The organism is Microvirga aerophila, from assembly GCF_003332305.1.
Lineage (GTDB): Bacteria > Pseudomonadota > Alphaproteobacteria > Rhizobiales > Beijerinckiaceae > Microvirga > Microvirga aerophila.
Window position 1 is genome coordinate 130,366 of the sequence record NZ_QOIO01000008.1, and the last position, 17,085, is coordinate 147,450.

Genomic DNA, 17,085 nt, shown 5'->3' on the forward strand with positions numbered 1-17,085 from the left:
CAGACAAACCCGGGGAGTTGCCCGGTGTCTCGCCGTGGGTTCCTCTACCCGGGTTACGATACCGAACCCTGCGAAAGACCCTGTATCCTCCCGAGAGCGGGAAGCCGGCATGTGGCAAGCACGATGAGGAGTGCAAGGAGGACCGGGATCGCTCCAACCCAACCCAGATCAGCTGGCGTTCCCACACTGATCACCGCGCCGCCCAGAACCGATCCGAGCGCGACACCCAGATAGAGGGCCGAGGCGTTGAGCGACAGCGAAACGGGAGCGCTAGCAGGGTGAAGCGCCACAAGACGGCTCACCTGCGCCGGGACCGTCATCCAACCCATGATGCCCCACAGAACAGTCAGCCCAATGAGAGCCAGCCCCGCAACGGTGGGACTGAGAAGCTTGGCAGCCAGCGAGATGGTCGCCAGGATCGCGCCGAGGCCGAGAACGGCGAAGATCACGGTGGCCCGTGCCCCATACCGGTCTGCGACCTGGCCGCCGATGAAGTTGCCGAGAGCAGCGCCGAAGCCCGAGGCCAGCAGCAGGCCCGGAATGACCACGGCCGGCAGTCCTGTTCCCTCGACGGCAAGCGGCGCGAGATACGTGAAGACGCTGAAACCCCCGGTCATGATCAGGAGGGTCGTGGCCAGAATTGGCAGCATGCCGGGTTTTGCGATCGTCATGGCACGTTCCCGCAGAGGGATGCGGGTCCCGCGCAGATGAGCGGGAATCTTGAAAAGAACAGCCCCAGCCGTGACGACACTCACGGCCGCGATGGCCACGAACGTGCCGCGCCAACCCGTCACGGTTGCCAGCAGGGCACCGATCGGGGCCCCGAGGGCCACCGCCAACGAGGTGCCGCCCACGACTACGGCGATGGCACGGGCCCGGCGTTCGGGCGGGGCGAGCGCAATGGCCGTGGCCTGTGCGGTGGCCGCATACAAACCTGCGGAGAGCGCCATGATTACACGCGCCAAGAGCAGAGCCAGGAACGAGGAGGTCAGGGCCGCGGCCAGGTTGCTGGCTGCGAACAGAACCATCGTCCCGGCCAGAATGCGACGGCGGTCGACGTCACCGAACAGGGTCGCTAGGATGGGTGCGCCGAAGGCATAGGACAGCGAAAAGGCGGTAACGAGGGTTCCGCCTTGAGCGACAGATATCCCTGCTTCCGCAGCAATGTCGGGCAGGAGGCCGGCGATCACGTAGCCTTCCGTTCCGACGGTGAAGGTACCGAGCGCCAGCCAAATCAGGGGTGAGATCATCTGAACTCTCCATTGTTCAATGGTTGTTGAACATATGAACGAGAGCTACTGATTTGACAAGACTTTGTTCAATCATTCTTGAACATTGAAATTTGGGTTCAGTGAGCCTAGATCAGGCTCATGCGCGAACCCTTTCATCCCTCTGCCGACTCCCTGGACCTCGTGGCTATCCTTGCCGCCCTGAGCGATCCAACTCGCCTGACAATCCTGATTCGCCTAGCGGAAGCAGATGCCGCGATCCGGTGTGGCGACTTCACGGACTTGGCCACGAAATCCAATCTCAGCTATCACTTCGCCAAGATGCGTGAGGCCGGGCTGGTGAGCCTGCGAAGCGAGGGAACATCCCGCTTCCTGGCGCTCCGCCGTAATGACATTGAGCGGCAATTCCCCGGCCTCTTGGATCAGCTGATTGCATCCGCCAAGCGCATGGAGGACAAGCCGCTGAATTCACAGTCTGCAGCTCCGACTGATGCAGCCGAGAGCAAGCCTCAGCGGAAGCGTGTGTAGCCTCAGAGGTTGTACAGCCCCCTTGCAAAGGAGCCGATACCCTTCGCGTCCAGAAGACTCAACGGTGCGCGGAACGTGACTCGAACGACGCCTGGATGGCGGCCGATCTCGATCGCACCAGCCAGCGTTGCCCGGTTCATCACCTCTGGAACGCTGACTCCCAGCAGATCAGCCGCACGCTTCAGCCCATTCGTGGTCGCCTCATTGAGGTTGCCTCCCGTGCCAATGAAGCAGACCGGAGCATCAGCCTCGATCTCCTGCACGCCATGCCTGCGAGCCAACGCCCGTGCTCGCTCAAGCTCGGTCTCATCAAGGGGACGGGCGAGAAATGGCACGTCGTCGACGACCGGAAACAGGATCGGACCATCAATGTTCAGACCCTTGATGACATGCACGTCCAGCGTAACAGTGCCTGCTACATCGCAGGTGTGGCCAGCAATTTCGCCATCACCTTGAAGGGCGTGCATATCGCCCATGTATATCCCGCCACCAGGGACTTTGACCGGGCAGATCAGTACAGCACCTTCTCGGACCGTGTTCACGTCGAGATGACCGTGGGTCTTGTGCTCGGCGAGTTCCTCCGGCGTTAACGCATAAATGTGTGGGGCACCGACCAGCACCGAACCGAAGTCGCCAGCATTGTGCGAGTCTGGCATCGCCGTCGACGGCGTCGTTCCCAGTTGACTGAGGAAAGGCCGCAGGCGCGTGGTGACACCCACGAGATCCGAAGGGGCAAATGTCAGGATGGGATTCTGTATCGAAGCATCCGGCAGCGCCATCAGACGGTCCGCATCCCGTGCGAACACCTCCGCTTCGGATTTGCCAACGGTCAGACCAATCTGCCGCTCGGCATCGAACGCTATGGTATACCCGTAAGTGAATGTGAAGGGCGTCGCATCCACACCACATTTGTTACAGCGGATTGCCGCCTCGCCGATGCCCTCGACATGCGTCGGTGGCCACTCCGTGCCGCAGTTGGGACAAACCGTTGCGCAGAAGGGGTCCCCATTGGATCGACCCGTCATGACCTTCTCATTGCCGGACGCGGTCGCCGCCGAGGTAACGATGATCGAACGGATGCGGATGACAATCGCATCGCCAACCTCCGCGCCGGTCACCGCGACCGGACGGGTGACTTCGTGCCCGCCGCGAATTTCCGGCGTGATCATCGGCCCCCAACAGCCGGGAGCGGTGTTCGCGACGATCGTGCCGCCGTCGGCGACGGGGCCAAGCATTGGTGCCGTCGGATCGAGAACGCCATTGGTCAACTCATTGACGAAGACAGTCCGCGATCCCGACCTGTAACGCTGCTTAACGTTATGATGCACCTGTCTTTCCTCCAGTGATTTAGGGGCTTCCAGTGCCATTCAGCGAGAAAGGGTTCCCCAGGAGTTAGGACGTCCCTGGGAAGTCCCAGCGTGGTGCCCGGCCCTTCGCAATTCCGGCTCGTTAGTTAGCCGCTGACCCGCGTATATCGAATGTATGCAGGAACCGCGGAAACTGTATCGCTGTCTGGTAACGGCCCGTGGTGATTTGCGCACGATCGGCACAAAGACCGCAAAACCCGGCAAGTCGATACATTTTCACATGAAGAGATTGGCCGGCTCTTCTCGCAGGTTGCCCTAGCCCTTGAGCGAGCACATTCCTCTTTGGACCTGGAAGCGCCTCTTCCTGCATGGGCGCTTCCTTCTTCGAGCCGGGCAATGCCGCCACGCGAGCGTACGGATCAGACGCTCAGCCCCGTTCGTCACCAGGCAGTTTGTCGGACTCATCCCAAAAGTCCTCGATCGTTGGCTGTTGCAGGTAATGTCCGCGCGGGAAACAGACCCAGTACTCGGCCGCTTGGCATCCTCCGAGGTCGATGGTCAGGCTAAGTTTGTCGGGATGAATCTGAACCAAGCGTCCGATGGCACCATCGATGGTTCTGTCCGTCGCCGATAGGTCCGGCTCATCGTCAACAAAGGCGCGGTAGTTGTTCGTTCTTCCCTCGACTTTGATCATCATAGTCACCTCCTGATCGACGTAATCCAAGCCTTGAGACAGTGCAGCGTAGCTCCTGTCAGATCACCGATCGCCAGAAGTACGAGCCAGCGTGAGATGACGCTGTTCGAGCTTGAACCATTCGGCGACTACTGAGGCCGCAAGGATAGCATAATCCTTGAAGGCGATCTCGACCGCCCCCGGTCAGAAGGACCGATACGCCCGCTCGATGCGCATGAGAGTGTGACGCTCTGAGCCGTTGCGGTAGTCGACCTGACCCCCGTCTCCTGGGCACGCAGCGATAAAGATCCTCGCTCGAGATTGCAGAGAAGACCTCAAGCCGATGCAAAGCGTTAAATCGGATGCTAGGAGTGGGCAGGCTCCAAGGAGCCGTGGCGTGTCGTTTCGCTTCCCACATTGTACCGGCCGGCCGGCTTCGTCCGCGAGAGCTTGTCGGCCATGGCCCGGCGGGCCACATCGTAGGCATCCCACTCGGACTTGTCTTCCAGTGCGGGGATGGTGACGGTCTCGCCCTGGTCCAGACCAGCCAGTGCAGCGTCGACCAGGTCCGGCGCCGCCATGACGATTTCCGCTGGGAGGTTGCTCACCGGCAGCCCGGCGACGTCCCAGAACTCCGTCGCGGTGGCGCCGGGCAGGACTGCCTGGATCCGCACGCCCTTCTCTGCCAATTCGTGCTGGAGGGACTGACTGAAAGCCAGGACGAAGGCCTTGGATCCGCCGTAGGCGCCGTTCAGCGTTTCCGGCGAGATGGCGACGATCGAGGCGATATTGATGATCGTGCCGCTGCCGCGCTCGACAAAGGCCGGTGCGGCCGCGTAGGTCAGGCGGGTCAACGCCAGGACATTCAGCCGGATCATCCGGTCCATTGCGTCAACGTCGGAGGCCAGGAGCGGAGCGGCTCCGCCGATGCCGGCATTGTTCACGAGCATCGAGATCGCGCTGTTCGTCCGCAGGACCGTCTCGACCCGACGGAGATCGGCTTCATCGTTCAGGTCGGCGGGCACGATCTCGACCGAGCGGTCGGTCTCGTCCCGCAACCGGGCCGCAAGCTCCTCAAGGCGGCTCTGGTTTCGTGCCACAAGGATCAGATCGTGGCCACGCCGAGCCAAGCGGTCGGCATAAATGGCGCCGATGCCGGACGAGGCGCCAGTGATCAGGGCGGTACCCTGGGAGGTCTGAGTGCTCATGTGTGTCTCCTATGCTTGGGGTTTGGAAGACTATGGGTCCTCACGGCCGAGACTGCCCTGACCCCGGTGGCCGCAGCCGCTGGAGGCCTCGGCATAATGATTGCATCTCTGTCATTGGATTGGCTTGAGATCGCCGAGCACAGTCGGGATCAGCTCTGAGACCGTGGGGTGGACCGGTACCGCCCACTGCAGCGTCGGATAGGTTGCCTCGGCATTCATCATGTTGAGGATGCCGTGGATGACCTCGTCTCCGGTCACGCCGAGAACGGTACCTCCGAGGATCTGCTTGGTGTCTGCATCGGCGACGATCTTGATGAAGCCCTTGGTTTCGCCGCGCTCAATGGCGCGCCCGACCCGGGTCATCGGGCGCTTGGACACCAGCACCTTCCGGTCCGACTTGAGCGCCTCGCTCTCGGTCAGGCCAACACGTCCCAGCGGCGGATCGATGTAGAGCGCATAGCCGGGCAACCGTTCGCTGACCCTGCGGTTTGCCCCGTCGAGCAGATTGGCCGCGACAATCTCGTAATCGTTGTAGGCGGTGTGAGTGAACGCCCCACGCCCGTTGCAGTCGCCCAGGGCCCAGATGCCAGGGACAGTGGTGGCCAAGCTGTCATCCACCTCGATATAGCCCCGGGCGTTGACCGCGACTCCAGCATTCTCCAGGCCGAGATCGTCCGTGTTGGGCCGACGGCCGACCGCGAGCAGCACATGCGATCCGACCACGAAGGGTGCTCCGGACGTGCAATCGACGTCGACCGCCGCACCGTTCGCATGCGGCTTGAAGCCAATGCACATGGCGCTGGTGCGGACTGTGATCCCCTCATCGGTCAGGATCTCGCGAACCGCCTCGGACACGTCCTCGTCCTCGCGGGCAATCAGCCGCGGCGCCATCTCGACGACCGTGACCTCCGCGCCGAAGCGCCGGTGCATCTGGGCGAACTCGAGCCCGATATAGCTGCCGCCGATGACGACCAGGTGCCGCGGGACCATGTCGAGCTTGAGAATCGAGGTGTTGGTGAGATAGTCGACCGTGCCGACGCCCGGCATGTCGGGCACGCTCGCGCGGCCGCCAACATTGATGAAGATGCGGGGCGCCTTCAGCAGGCTCTCGCCGACCTGGACGACGTCCGGGCCTTTGAACCTGGCGTGCCCCTGGATGACAGTCAGGCCATCCATGCCGCGCAGCCACTTTTCGACATTCGTGCGGGCATTCGTTGAGACGGTCTCGGCCCGGGCCTTGACCCGTTTCATGTCGACGCGGATCGGACCCTCGCTTGCGATCCCATACTCGGTGCCTCGGCGGGCGAGATGGGCTGCGTAGGCGCTGGCGACCAGCGTCTTGGTCGGCATGCAGCCGGTGTTGACGCAGGTGCCGCCGAACAGGTGACGCTCGATGAGCGCCACCCGCATACCGGCGGCGGTCAGTCGCCCGGCCAGGGATGGGCCCGCCTGTCCGGCCCCGATGACGATGGCGTCGAAGACTTGAATCATGATACGGGCTCAACGATAAGTGCTGACCGAGGGTCACCGCGGTGTTCCCCAGCCGGCCAATCCTTTGCGAAAGCCAAAGTGAGCAGAGTCCCGAGGCTGCGGCTCACGTCGGTAGCGGCTTGCCAGTCTGCTCCGCCACCATGTACTCGGCGTACCAGTCCGGCCAGCCCTCGTCATGCTGCCCGGTCCGCGTCTCATGCTCGCCGTGCGCCGCTGCTACACGCCGGAGTGCCGCCGCGAGGTCCGCCGGCGAGGTGAAGGTCGCACCGTTCGTGTCCACCCGTCCGGGCAGGCGCTCGACGACCTCCTGCAACAGCCAGCCGTTGCCATCCGGATCGCTGAACGAGGCATAGGTGCGGTAGGTACGGTTTTCCGGATCCCGGCCGGTCACCCGGACCCGCCCGAACAGGTACGGCTCGTCCGTGCCAGTGTGCTCCTCGCCGGCGTGGAACACCTCGCTAACCTTCACGCCGCGCAGAAGCAGCTCATCCCGGGCAGCCCCGATGTCGGAGACGATGAGGTACAAGCCCTGAGCGGAGCCAGGGGCGGCGGCCGTCACGTTCTTACCGAAGATGACCGAGCACCCGGAGCCCGGCGGCGTGAACTGGATCACGCGCCAGTCGTCGCCGGCGATGAAGTCGGAGTCGAGGCGCCACCCCAAGCCGTTGTAGAAGCTCTTGGCGCGATCGACGTCCGCAACCGGGATGACGACGACCTCGAGCTTCATGTCAACCGCCTGTGATCTCGGAGTGTGGGTCGCGGTTGCGCTGAGGACCTGAGTATCGTTCATGTCACGCTCCTACGGTTTGCCTACGGTTTGGGGCCTATTGACGTGTCATCGCCCGCCACGAGCAGGGTCCCGGGAAGTATGTGGAGGGCCCGAAGGCTTCGAAGTCTGTCGTCATGCGGCTACTCCCTAGGAGTTCGGGTGCAGGACCAAGCTCCGCTGCTGCCGGCAGCAACCTGTTGCCGCGGGCTGCGTTCGCGGCGGTCGTCATACCGTGTCCGGGCCCGACATGGCGCTTTGGGTGCCTTTATTCCTCGCTCCAAGAGAGAAAGTACCGCCTGTTGCGCCTGTGGCGTTAGCAGGCGATTGCCACAATTTGCGCTCGATTGCGGAATTTTGCCGTTTCGGCTGCGGGACCAGAACTTCAACCGCTTCGCTTTTCGACAACGGGAACTTTGCTACTTATTTGCGCATATCCGGTCTGGAGGCCACGGCGACAATCGCTCTTCAAAGCTGTACAATCCGCTGGGGAACCCGTTGCCAGATTGTGGGCGGGAGAAGCTGATGACAGCTCCATTACCGCGGTTGCAAATCCCCGACGCCATGCTCAAGCAGGCGGGTGAGGTCTGGTTCGAGCACTCCGACGAGAGCCTCTTTATTATCAAGGTTGAGCCAAACCGGTTCGTCTTCAAACTCCTTAACCCGGCCCATGAGCGACGCACGGGGCTCAGAAACTCTGACGTGTCCGGCAGGACCCCGCATGAATGCCTGCCGCCTGCGGTGGCGGATGCCGTGACGGAACGTTACCGCTCTTGCGTGGAAACTGGCGCGGCGATCCGGTACTACGAGACCTTGAACCTGCCCGCCGGGGTCAGGCACTGGCACACCGTCCTCACCCCGGTCCGGGACGAGTCCGGGCGGATCTACCGGATCCTTGGGAGCTGCCGTGACGTGACTGTAGAGCACGAGGCCCTGAGACGGGAGGAAGAGTCTCGAAGCCTCATGCAGCAGATGATCGAGGCCTCACCTGACATTCTTTACGTTTATGATCTCGTCGCACACTGCAATTGCTTTATCACCGGGCAGGTGCGGGAAATCCTGGGCTGGTCCCGCGAGGAGATCGCGGCGATGGATGCAAAGATCCTTGGCACTCTCATCCATCCGGAGGATGGCGCTGCCGTGCGAGATCACCTCGCCCGGCTCAGGAGCTTGTCCGATGAGAGCATCGCCGAGGTGGAGTACCGGATGCGGCGGTCCGACGGCCGCTACGTTTGGCTGCACAGCCGGGAGAAGGTCTTCCAACGCGGCGCGGATGGCCTCGTCACCCGGGTGTTCGGGGCCGCGACCTGCATCCAGCCCTACAAAGAGAGTCAAGCCGAGTTGATCTCCGCCAAAGGCCTGCTGCACGCGACCCTGGATTCTCTTACGGCTCAGATCGCGATCTTGGACGCATCCGGGCGGATCATCGCAGTCAACCAGGCATGGCGCCAGTTCGCCGAGCACAACATCCTGATCTGGCCGGACGATCCTGTCGGAGCCAACTACGTCGAGATTTTCCGGGCTGGTGCCGAAGGTGATGCGGCCGCATTGACCGAGGGCATCACCGCGGTGCTCGCCGGCACCCGGTCGGATTTCCGGATGCCGTACATCTGCGGCAGCCGCAGGTTCCTACTGCAGGCCAACCGCTTCGAGCACGAGGCGACGGTGCACGCGGTCGTGGCGCAGGAGGACGTCACCGAGCTTGCCAGCGTGCGCCGGGAGCTCGACGCCACGGCAGAGCGGCTCCTCAGATCTCAGGAGGAGGAGCGGCGCCGGATCGGGGCGGAGCTGCATGACTCCACGACACAACACCTGACGGCGGCGGGACTTGGCCTCACTCAAATTCAGCTGTTGGTGCCTGATGATCCAGACCTCGCCGCGGTCCTCGAGCGAACGGCGGCCTCGCTGAATGAGGCTCAGCGCGAAATCCGGGCGTTCTCGTACCTGCTCTTTCCGCCCAGCCTTGACCGTGACGGGCTGGCCTCGACCTTGCGGCACTTCATTCAGGGCTTCGCGCGACGTGCAGGCCTGAATCTCGTCTGCAAGGTCGACGATGCAGCGGACAGCGCCGCCCCACCCGTCCAGCGGGCCACTCTCAGGGTCGTTCAGGAGGCCCTCACGAATGTCCATCGCCATGCCCGGGCGTCCCGGGTCTCCGTGATGATCCAGGTGGATGGGACGAACCTGAAGCTCAGGATTACCGACGACGGCATCGGTGTTCCCGGGACCAAGGATGATGCCGCCCCGGAACCGGGGGTTGGCATTCGCAGCATGCAGGGGCGGGTCCGGCAATTGGGGGGGGACATGTCGCTGACGGGCAGTCGACGGGGCATGACGGTGCGGATCTCAATCCCGCTGCACCCAACGACTGAGGAGGGTGGGGTGGTACATTCTCCTGAGGGCAATCTCCAGGTTTCCCCAATGACACCGTGACGCCGTCACGCTAGTTTGGGCAGGTTGACTGTTTCCTGCGAGGCCCACGATGACTCGCATCCTCATTGCCGATGACCATGATGTGCTCAGAACCGGACTGCGGGCTCTGATCGAGACAAGGTCGGGCTGGGAGGTGGTCGCGGAGGCCCGGGATGGCTTGGAGGCGCTCAGGGCCGCCGAGGCAGCCCAGCCCGACATCGTGGTGCTCGACTACGCCATGCCAGTCATGAACGGGGTCGAGGTGGCGCGGCAACTCCGGGCCCGGCCCCGACGTCCCGAGATCCTGATCTTCACGATGCACGATGACGATGCCGTCCTCCGGGAGGCGGTGCTGGTGGGCGTGCGGGGCTATCTGCTCAAGTCGGATGCTCAGGGGCATCTCCTGGAGGCCCTCGCGACACTGGCACGGCATGAGGCCTACATCTCGGGCCAGGTCTCCGGCACCCTGCTCGAGGCGGTTCTCAAGCCCGGAAAGCTGGAAGACAGCAATCCGCTGACGCCACGGGAGCGCACAGTCGTCCAGCTCATTGCGGAGGGGCGGACGAGCCGGCAAATCTGCCCGATTCTGAAGGTCGGCATCAAGACGGTGGAGACCCACCGCGCGTCCGCCATGCGCAAGATCGGCGCCGCGAGCACGGCCGACATCGTCCGCTACGCCATTCGCCACCGCATGGTCGAGGCCTGAGCCGGCGCCTCAGGGTTTCCCTGAGACTAGATCAGGGTGAGCCCAATAGTCGTTGGGCTGTCTTGGGTTCAAGATGATGCAGCGAAGCTCACGTCACGGAAGACTAAAACCTTTTGGGGGAGGCTACCATGAGTCCCGACGATGCTGCTGCGACCCTGCAGATTCACAATCATACCCTGAGACTGAACCACCAGTGGGATGCGTTGACGGCCGAGCACGTGGCCCTGCCGCGCCCCAAGCCCCATGAGTTCACGCTGCACAGCAGCCGCCACTTCCTTTGCTTGTTGAACTTCCAGCGCAAGGATGGGGAAACCACCGCCGACGAGATCACGCGCTCCACCTTAAAGGATGCCCGGGGCAAGCTGAGCTTCATTCCGGCCGGCTGTCGCATGCAGGGATGGACACACCCCTCGGCCAGGCCCATGGCCATCACGACCGTTTACCTCGATCCAGCCCTTTACCCCCAGCTGGACAGCGGGGAGCGCCAGCTCTACCCGATGCTGTATTTCGAGCATCCATTTTTGGCCCAGCTGATGCGGCAGCTTGACCAGATCCTGGCGCAACCGGAAAACTACTCGCGCGTGTATGTCGAGTCGTTTGCCATCGTCCTGCTGTCGGAGATCATGCATGTTCAGGCGATCGGCGTGGCGCCGAGCCGCCATGCCGATCGCCCCCCCCCGATCAAGGGTGGGTTGGCGAGCTGGCAGTGCAAGGCGGTGTGCGACTACATCGAGGCAAACCTCCACCAGGACATCTCCCTGACCGAGTTGGCGGCGATCGCACGACTCAGTCCGTATCATTTCTGCCGGGCGTTCAAAGAGACTGTCGGCGAGCCGCCGCACCGCTACCAGATGAGCCGCCGCATCGAGCAGGCCAAGACGCTGCTGGCCAAGCCTTCCCTGTCGGTCAGTGATGTTGCTGCAACGGTCGGCTACGGCAGTCTGAGCCGGTTCTCGGCCCTGTTCCGGCAGGTCACTGGCCACTCACCCCGGGATTTCCGGCGAAAGGTGATTTAGAATTTGGCTGAGGAGTGAGCGAGGTCCCTCATGGCTGCGACAGGAACAGGACCTTCGATCAACGAGACCCGTCGGGACCAGGTCTTTCCGGTCCTGGACGCCGCCGAGATCCAGCGCTTGCACCGGTTCGGCGAGGTTCGCCGCTACGAGGCCGGCGAGGCCTTGTGGCGGATCGGGGAGGTGGGCCATGGGCTCACGGTGGTGCTCACCGGCCGGTTGGCGATCAGCCAGCCCGAGGCTGGGCAACGCCGCCTGATCGCGACCCATTTGCCGGGCGAGTTCCTGGGCGAAATCGCCCAGCTGTCAGGCCGACCCGCCCTGGTCGATGTCGATGCTATTGAGCCGGTCGAGGCCCTGATCATTCCGCCCGAGAAGCTGCGGGCCGTGTTGGTCGCGGAAGCAGAACTCGGAGAGCGCATCATGCGGGCGCTGATCCTGCGCCGCATGGGGCTGCTTGAACTCGGCACCGGAGGGCCGGTGATCGTCGGGCCGGGGCACCACGGCGATGTGCTGCGGCTGGGGGGCTTCCTGTCGCGGAACGCTCACCCGCACCTGAGCCTGGACCCGGAGACTGATCCGGAGGCGCGGGCGCTTGTGGAGCGGTTCGGGCTCAATCCTGGAGAACTGCCGATCATCCTGTGCCCGGATGGGCGGCTGCTTCACAACCCGAGCGAGAACGAGTTGGCCCGCTGCCTCGGCCTGGTCGGTCCGATTGACCCTGACCGGGTTTATGATGTGGCGGTCATAGGTGCGGGACCGGCCGGCTTGGCCACGGCCGTATATGCGGCCTCGGAGGGGCTCTCGGTCCTGGTGCTCGACTGTCGGACCTTCGGCGGCCAGGCCGGCGCTTCCATGCGCATCGAGAACTATCTTGGTTTCCCGACCGGCATCACCGGGGTGGCCCTGATGGCCCGGGCCTACACCCAAGCGCAGAAGTTCGGAGCCGAGATGGCGATGCCGGACGAGGCCGTCAGCCTTGAAGGTGAGAGCGCGGCGGGAGGCGGTCCTTACGTGCTGACCCTGCTCAACCAGGAGCGCGTGCAGGCCCGCGCTGTGGTGATCGCCACGGGTGCCCGCTACCGGCGGCTTGAGGTGGCGGACCTTGAGCAGTATGAGGGCTCATGCGTGCATTACTGGGCCTCGCCCCTGGAAGGGAAGCTGTGCACCGGCCAGGAGGTGGCGCTCGTGGGCGCCGGCAACTCGGCGGGTCAGGCAACGGTCTATCTCGCCGCCCGAGTGGCGAAGGTGTGGCTGCTCGTCCGAGGGAAAGATCTCGGGGCGAGCATGTCGCGCTATCTGGTGGAGCGGATCGAAGGCCTTGCCAATGTCGAAATCGTCACCCAGGCCGAGATCACCGCCCTTGAGGGGCAGCCCGGCCAGCTGGAGGCGGTGCGGTGGCGCTTGGCGTCGGGTGACGAGGTGCGCCGGCCGATTCACCACCTGTTCCTGTTTATCGGCGCCGCGCCCAACACGCAGTGGCTGGATCCATCCCGTGTGGTGCTGGACCCGAAGGGCTTTGTTCTGACCGGAGCCGATGTGTCTCCCGGCCGGCGGCAACTCGAAACCAGCCTCGACGGCGTCTTCGCCGTCGGGGACGTCCGTTCCGGCTCCGTGAAACGGGTGGCTGCGGCAGTGGGCGAGGGAGCCCAGGCAGTATCCGCCCTTCACGCCTTTCTCACAAGGAACACCGTTCTTGCGAAAGCCCGCGGCGCGATCCCGCAGCTGTTCTCGGCAGTTTCCGCAATACCCGACAAGTCTCCGCAATTCTGAGACAATCGCAATCTGGGCGTCCGTGGGCGCAGGGCTCATGATGAGGCCCTGGGAGGTCCATCATGACAGCTTCGACCTTTCTGTTCGCCACGGGAATTGAGAACAGCTATCCCACCATTAACGGTGGCCGGACCCGCATTGACGAGATGGAGAAATGCGGCCACTACACCCTTTGGAAAACAGACTTCGACCTGCTTGATGAGATCGGCATCTGCTATCTCCGCTACGGTCCGCCGATCCACACCACCTGGCTCGGGCACGGGCGTTACGACTGGGGCTTCTGCGATGAGACCTTCGGTGAACTCTATCGCCGCAACATCGTGCCCATCGTCGACCTGTGTCACTTTGGAGTACCCGACTGGATCGGCAACTTCCAGAACCCCGACTTCCCAGAGCTTTTCGCCGGGTATGCCGGCGCCTTCGCGGAGCGCTTTCCCTGGGTTCAGCTCTACACGCCGGTCAACGAGATGTTTGTCTGCGCCGCGTTCTCGGCCGCATATGGCTGGTGGAACGAGCAGACGCAAAGCGACCAAGCCTTCGTCACCGCCCTGAAGCACATCGTCAAGGCCAACGTGCTAGCCATGGGGACAATCCTCGACGTCCGCGCCGACGCCATCTTCATCCAGAGCGAGTCCTCCGAGCACTTCCACCCCGACTGCCCGGGGGCGATCCCACTCGCCGAGTTCTACAACGCCCGCCGCTTTCTTCCCCTCGACCTCAACTACAGCCGGCGGGTGGACTCGGACATGTTCGTCTATCTCATGGACAACGGCATGAGCCGGGAGGAATACGAGTTCTTTATGAGGGCCAACCTCAAGCGCCACTGTATCATGGGCAACGACTACTACGTGACCAACGAGCACCTCGTCTCGGCCAACGGCCACTCCAGTGCCTCCGACGAGGTGTTCGGCTATGCCGAGATCACGCGGCAGTACCACGACCGCTATAAGCTGCCGGTCATGCACACGGAGACGAACGTCAAAGAAGGCCCAAGTGGCGACGAAGCGGTCAAGTGGCTCTGGAAGGAGTGGTCCAACGTCCTGCGCGTGCGCAACTCTGGCGTGCCGATGATCGGCTTCACGTGGTATTCGCTCACCGATCAGGTCGACTGGGACACGGCCCTGCGGGAGGAGAACGGCACCGTCAATCCGCTCGGCCTGTACGATCTCGACCGCAACATCCGGGCGGTCGGGCGCAGCTACCGGCAACTGATCCACGACTGGTGTCAGGTTCTGCCGGCCCAGAGCATCTGTCTGCAACTGCCGATCACGCAGCCACGCGACTTCGACAAGCCGTTCGCTCACCGGGCGCGGAAGTCGATGAAGTGGATCTGCGAGAGAACCCCGAGCGAGCCGCTCATGTCGAACTAGGATGTCTGGAGAGGCTCCAATGCGTTCGAAAACCAAACCCCGGCCGGAGTGTTATCCTGGAGCTGAAGCGAGAGCCAAGCCGCAGGAACGTTTAGTTCGGCTTCTGCTGATAGGCGTGATTGCGATCCTTTCAGTGTTCTCTATGATTTTTATCACTCGCGCTAGGGCAGATGTCAGCTGTCGGACTGATCCGGCATGGATCCAGCAAGCCAACGGGGGTGCCGAGGCGCCAGGCCGGCGCAGGGCGGAACGGATAGAACTGCGACAACCCCGGCTCGCCTCACAGAGTGAGCCGGAACAGAGGCTAGGAGCGCAACCATGACCCAGCGTATGAACTATGCGGCTGCCGCTCCAGGCGGCACGAAGGCACTCGGCGCCGTCTACGGCTATGTGGCCCAGAGTGGTCTGCCGGCCACCCTGATCGAGCTCGTCTACCTGCGGGTGTCACAGATCAACGGCTGCGCCTACTGCATCGACATGCACTGCCGCACGCTGCTCAAGGCCGGTATGCCGGTCGAAAAGCTCGTGCTCGTGCCGGCTTGGTATGACGCCGGGAATCTTTTTGATGAACGGGAAAGTGCGGCGCTGAAGTGGGCCGAGGTGGTCACCCGGGTCAGCGACACGCATGTGCCTGAAGCGGCTTATGTCGAGGCCCGCGCCGCGTTCAGCGAAAAGGAACTCGCCAACCTGACGATCGCCATCGGCCTGATGAACGCCTACAACCGCCTGGCGATCAGCTTCCGCGTCCCGCCGCAGGCCGCAGCTTCCGCCGCATAAGGTTCAGCGGAGCGTTCCAGATGCTGACACTGCTCTTACCGGAAACTCACCTGGTGTTCAAACCGGGCATTCGATGCCTCTGGGGCGATGCATGGGTTCAGATTTGCAGCAATACACGCGCATTCCTCGCAATCTGCGGCGAGATCTAAAATCCGGAATTGGCTAAACTCTACCTCGTCGATGACCCTTGTCGACGCTTTCCTCCCTGACTTGCCCCATCGCTCGCACCCTCACGTGCGATGGGGCCTCTCGCAGAGGATTGGAAGGTTTCTCATAACTGCGGCGATCAGGTGCCGCCATGACATTGCAGGCTGAGCTGCCCCTTTAGGCCACCTACAACATCGTTTCTGTCGAGAGGGCGAACGTGCACCCGGAAGACAGGCTTCCCGTCCATGTGAGCCGTCAGGAGCCCCTGCAAGCGAAAGAGCACTGTCGATCAGGAGCGGTAACCATGCTGAGACATCCCATGCATGGCTTTGCTAAGCGCGTCGACGATGCCGTGGCTCGTGCGATGAGCTTTCTCCGGGCCAAGGGAATGGACGGTGCGGCGGCAAGTCCACCTGCCTCCAACCCGGATGTCTGGCAGGCGCTGGCGAGGTGGAAGGAGCCGGCATCTGTAAGATGGCAGACTCCGTCAGCCGCGCATGGCAGTGCTATAGCCTCAAGGAGACCGCAGTCCTTCGGGTCGATTGTTAGCCCTCGGAGGGAACAGGCACACCAGAGGATCCAGAGGCAGTAAGCCCTGAGCCTGGGCTCAGCCACCTCTCAGACCAAAAATCATTGCCTTTTCCTGATCAGTTGGATTGGGCAGCACTGAACTTGGGTGCTGTACAGAAAGCATGCATCTTGCCGGGTGCCGAACCGCCGCGAGAGATGCTGCGGCCCGGTCGGCTGCATGCCCTGGAGGCGTCTTGTGCGGACGGTCAGGCGTCTTTGGGGTCCAGCACCTTCAACTCGGCTCCGCAATCGTCGCACATGCCCAGTGCCGGCGCCGAGATCATCTGGACTGTGCGGCAGTGCGGGCAGCCTTTCAAGGCCGGGATCAGCAATCCCTGCATCTGGCCTGCACCTTGACGAAACGCCTCACTGAATTGGACGGCCTGGTCAAACATGGGTGTCTCCCATGGGAAAGCCTGATGCTGCTCCCAATGACCCGGTCCGTCAACCGGATCGACTTTCCCTTGCCGCAGCCCAAGGCTCCGTGGCAACCATTGGACCGCCGGACCACGCTCTTCGCGGACGGCATTCCGTCATGCAAGCCTTGGAAACGCACTTGGAGGTGTGAGCCATGCAAGCCTTTGTCTATGACGCCCTTCCGGCCCGCGTGGTGTTTGGCTCGGGCACAGTCGCCCAGATCAAGCCGGAAGCCGAGCGCTTGCGTGTAAACCGGCTTCTCGTTCTTTCCACACCCGGCCGCGGCGAGGGCTCAGGCCCGGGAGATCGCCGCCCTCCTGGATGATCGGAGCGTGGGTGTCCACTCGGGTGCAGTCATGCACACGCCTGTCGCGGCCACCGAGCAAGCCTTGCAAGTGGTTCAGGACCGGAACGCGGATGCCGTCGTGGCCATCGGTGGCGGGTCGACCATCGGACTCGGTAAGTCCATCGCCCTGCGCACCGACCTGCCGCATATGTGGACGGCCCCCTCCTCGCAAGGGTGTTGAACAGTGTTTTGATCGGATCGCTTGCGGTCATATGTCCGGCCTTGGGTATGGCGGTCACACATGACCGCGGGCCAAGATGGCTTCCGCAACGCAAGTTCCTAACAGCTTGGCGACCAGTCACGGCCGGCGGCAGGTCCGGAGTGTCTTGCGTCTCGGATCGATCGATCACAC

At 63.0% G+C, this 17,085-nt stretch carries 16 protein-coding genes; 9 read left to right on the forward strand and 7 right to left on the reverse strand.

Going from position 1 to position 17,085, the window contains the following annotated elements; genetic code table 11:
- Positions 1 to 53: 53 nt before the first annotated feature.
- A complete protein-coding gene (locus tag DRB19_RS06380; protein ID WP_114185191.1) occupies positions 54 to 1,250 on the reverse strand; it encodes an MFS transporter in 1,197 nt (398 codons plus the stop codon).
- Positions 1,251 to 1,370: 120 nt separating this feature from the next.
- On the opposite strand from DRB19_RS06380, the gene DRB19_RS06385 reads away from it, so the two are divergent.
- Entirely contained in the window at positions 1,371 to 1,757 is a 387-nt protein-coding gene (locus DRB19_RS06385; protein ID WP_114185192.1) for an ArsR/SmtB family transcription factor, read from the forward strand.
- A 2-nt stretch (positions 1,758 to 1,759) separates the two neighbouring features.
- On the opposite strand, the gene DRB19_RS06390 is transcribed toward DRB19_RS06385, so the two are convergent.
- From DRB19_RS06390 to DRB19_RS06410, 5 genes are all read right to left on the reverse strand, one after another.
- Positions 1,760 to 3,124, reverse strand: coding sequence for an acetamidase/formamidase family protein (locus DRB19_RS06390; RefSeq protein WP_114185193.1), 1,365 nt, complete (start codon positions 3,122 to 3,124; stop codon positions 1,760 to 1,762).
- Between the two features lie 367 nt (positions 3,125 to 3,491).
- Positions 3,492 to 3,761: a hypothetical protein gene (locus DRB19_RS06395; protein WP_114185194.1), complete on the reverse strand. Its 270-nt coding sequence runs from the start codon at positions 3,759 to 3,761 to the stop codon at positions 3,492 to 3,494.
- Between the two features lie 341 nt (positions 3,762 to 4,102).
- Complete coding sequence (locus DRB19_RS06400; protein ID WP_114185195.1) at positions 4,103 to 4,945, reverse strand: SDR family NAD(P)-dependent oxidoreductase; 843 nt, start codon at positions 4,943 to 4,945, stop codon at positions 4,103 to 4,105.
- A gap of 111 nt (positions 4,946 to 5,056) precedes the next feature.
- Positions 5,057 to 6,436, reverse strand: coding sequence for an FAD-containing oxidoreductase (locus tag DRB19_RS06405; protein WP_114185196.1), 1,380 nt, complete (start codon positions 6,434 to 6,436; stop codon positions 5,057 to 5,059).
- A gap of 103 nt (positions 6,437 to 6,539) precedes the next feature.
- The gene (locus DRB19_RS06410) at positions 6,540 to 7,226 is read right to left on the reverse strand and encodes a VOC family protein (RefSeq protein WP_114185197.1); all 687 of its coding nucleotides are present in this window, start codon (positions 7,224 to 7,226) and stop codon (positions 6,540 to 6,542) included.
- 501 nt (positions 7,227 to 7,727) lie between these two features.
- Between DRB19_RS06410 and DRB19_RS06415 the strand changes: the two genes are divergently transcribed.
- From DRB19_RS06415 to DRB19_RS06440, 6 genes are all read left to right on the forward strand, one after another.
- A complete protein-coding gene (locus tag DRB19_RS06415; RefSeq protein ID WP_162815606.1) occupies positions 7,728 to 9,635 on the forward strand; it encodes a PAS domain-containing protein in 1,908 nt (635 codons plus the stop codon).
- A gap of 49 nt (positions 9,636 to 9,684) precedes the next feature.
- Positions 9,685 to 10,320, forward strand: coding sequence for a response regulator (locus DRB19_RS06420; protein WP_114185199.1), 636 nt, complete (start codon positions 9,685 to 9,687; stop codon positions 10,318 to 10,320).
- A gap of 128 nt (positions 10,321 to 10,448) precedes the next feature.
- The gene (locus tag DRB19_RS06425; protein WP_114185200.1) at positions 10,449 to 11,336 is read left to right on the forward strand and encodes a helix-turn-helix domain-containing protein; all 888 of its coding nucleotides are present in this window, start codon (positions 10,449 to 10,451) and stop codon (positions 11,334 to 11,336) included.
- A 30-nt stretch (positions 11,337 to 11,366) separates the two neighbouring features.
- A complete protein-coding gene (locus DRB19_RS06430; RefSeq protein WP_114185201.1) occupies positions 11,367 to 13,106 on the forward strand; it encodes an FAD-dependent oxidoreductase in 1,740 nt (579 codons plus the stop codon).
- A 62-nt stretch (positions 13,107 to 13,168) separates the two neighbouring features.
- Complete coding sequence (locus DRB19_RS06435) at positions 13,169 to 14,476, forward strand: family 1 glycosylhydrolase (RefSeq protein ID WP_114185202.1); 1,308 nt, start codon at positions 13,169 to 13,171, stop codon at positions 14,474 to 14,476.
- Positions 14,477 to 14,794: 318 nt separating this feature from the next.
- A complete protein-coding gene (locus tag DRB19_RS06440) occupies positions 14,795 to 15,253 on the forward strand; it encodes a carboxymuconolactone decarboxylase family protein (RefSeq protein ID WP_114185203.1) in 459 nt (152 codons plus the stop codon).
- Between the two features lie 923 nt (positions 15,254 to 16,176).
- Here DRB19_RS06440 and DRB19_RS06450 read toward each other — a convergent pair.
- On the reverse strand, positions 16,177 to 16,365 hold the full coding sequence (locus DRB19_RS06450) for a hypothetical protein (RefSeq protein ID WP_114185205.1): 189 nt from the start codon (positions 16,363 to 16,365) through the stop codon (positions 16,177 to 16,179).
- Between the two features lie 176 nt (positions 16,366 to 16,541).
- Here DRB19_RS06450 and DRB19_RS29790 point away from each other — a divergent pair, with 176 nt between their 5' ends.
- Together DRB19_RS29790 and DRB19_RS06455 are read left to right on the forward strand one after the other, a co-directional pair.
- A complete protein-coding gene (locus tag DRB19_RS29790) occupies positions 16,542 to 16,712 on the forward strand; it encodes a maleylacetate reductase (protein ID WP_162815607.1) in 171 nt (56 codons plus the stop codon).
- A 7-nt stretch (positions 16,713 to 16,719) separates the two neighbouring features.
- On the forward strand, positions 16,720 to 16,914 hold the full coding sequence (locus DRB19_RS06455; protein ID WP_162815608.1) for an iron-containing alcohol dehydrogenase: 195 nt from the start codon (positions 16,720 to 16,722) through the stop codon (positions 16,912 to 16,914).
- Positions 16,915 to 17,085: the final 171 nt, after the last annotated feature.

What these genes read in the sequence shown, in the direction of transcription:
- DRB19_RS06420 (WP_114185199.1), top strand. Translation starts at nt 9,685, where the DNA reads ATGACTCGCATCCTCATTGCCGATGACCATGATGTGCTCAGAACCGGA.
- DRB19_RS06390 (WP_114185193.1), bottom strand. Translation starts at nt 3,124, where the DNA reads ATGGCACTGGAAGCCCCTAAATCACTGGAGGAAAGACAGGTGCATCAT.
- DRB19_RS06430 (WP_114185201.1), top strand. Translation starts at nt 11,367, where the DNA reads ATGGCTGCGACAGGAACAGGACCTTCGATCAACGAGACCCGTCGGGAC.
- DRB19_RS06435 (WP_114185202.1), top strand. Translation starts at nt 13,169, where the DNA reads ATGACAGCTTCGACCTTTCTGTTCGCCACGGGAATTGAGAACAGCTAT.
- DRB19_RS06395 (WP_114185194.1), bottom strand. Translation starts at nt 3,761, where the DNA reads ATGATGATCAAAGTCGAGGGAAGAACGAACAACTACCGCGCCTTTGTT.
- DRB19_RS06410 (WP_114185197.1), bottom strand. Translation starts at nt 7,226, where the DNA reads ATGAACGATACTCAGGTCCTCAGCGCAACCGCGACCCACACTCCGAGA.
- DRB19_RS29790 (WP_162815607.1), top strand. Translation starts at nt 16,542, where the DNA reads ATGCAAGCCTTTGTCTATGACGCCCTTCCGGCCCGCGTGGTGTTTGGC.
- DRB19_RS06425 (WP_114185200.1), top strand. Translation starts at nt 10,449, where the DNA reads ATGAGTCCCGACGATGCTGCTGCGACCCTGCAGATTCACAATCATACC.
- DRB19_RS06405 (WP_114185196.1), bottom strand. Translation starts at nt 6,436, where the DNA reads ATGATTCAAGTCTTCGACGCCATCGTCATCGGGGCCGGACAGGCGGGC.
- DRB19_RS06440 (WP_114185203.1), top strand. Translation starts at nt 14,795, where the DNA reads ATGACCCAGCGTATGAACTATGCGGCTGCCGCTCCAGGCGGCACGAAG.
- DRB19_RS06385 (WP_114185192.1), top strand. Translation starts at nt 1,371, where the DNA reads ATGCGCGAACCCTTTCATCCCTCTGCCGACTCCCTGGACCTCGTGGCT.
- DRB19_RS06450 (WP_114185205.1), bottom strand. Translation starts at nt 16,365, where the DNA reads ATGTTTGACCAGGCCGTCCAATTCAGTGAGGCGTTTCGTCAAGGTGCA.
- DRB19_RS06380 (WP_114185191.1), bottom strand. Translation starts at nt 1,250, where the DNA reads ATGATCTCACCCCTGATTTGGCTGGCGCTCGGTACCTTCACCGTCGGA.
- DRB19_RS06415 (WP_162815606.1), top strand. Translation starts at nt 7,728, where the DNA reads ATGACAGCTCCATTACCGCGGTTGCAAATCCCCGACGCCATGCTCAAG.
- DRB19_RS06400 (WP_114185195.1), bottom strand. Translation starts at nt 4,945, where the DNA reads ATGAGCACTCAGACCTCCCAGGGTACCGCCCTGATCACTGGCGCCTCG.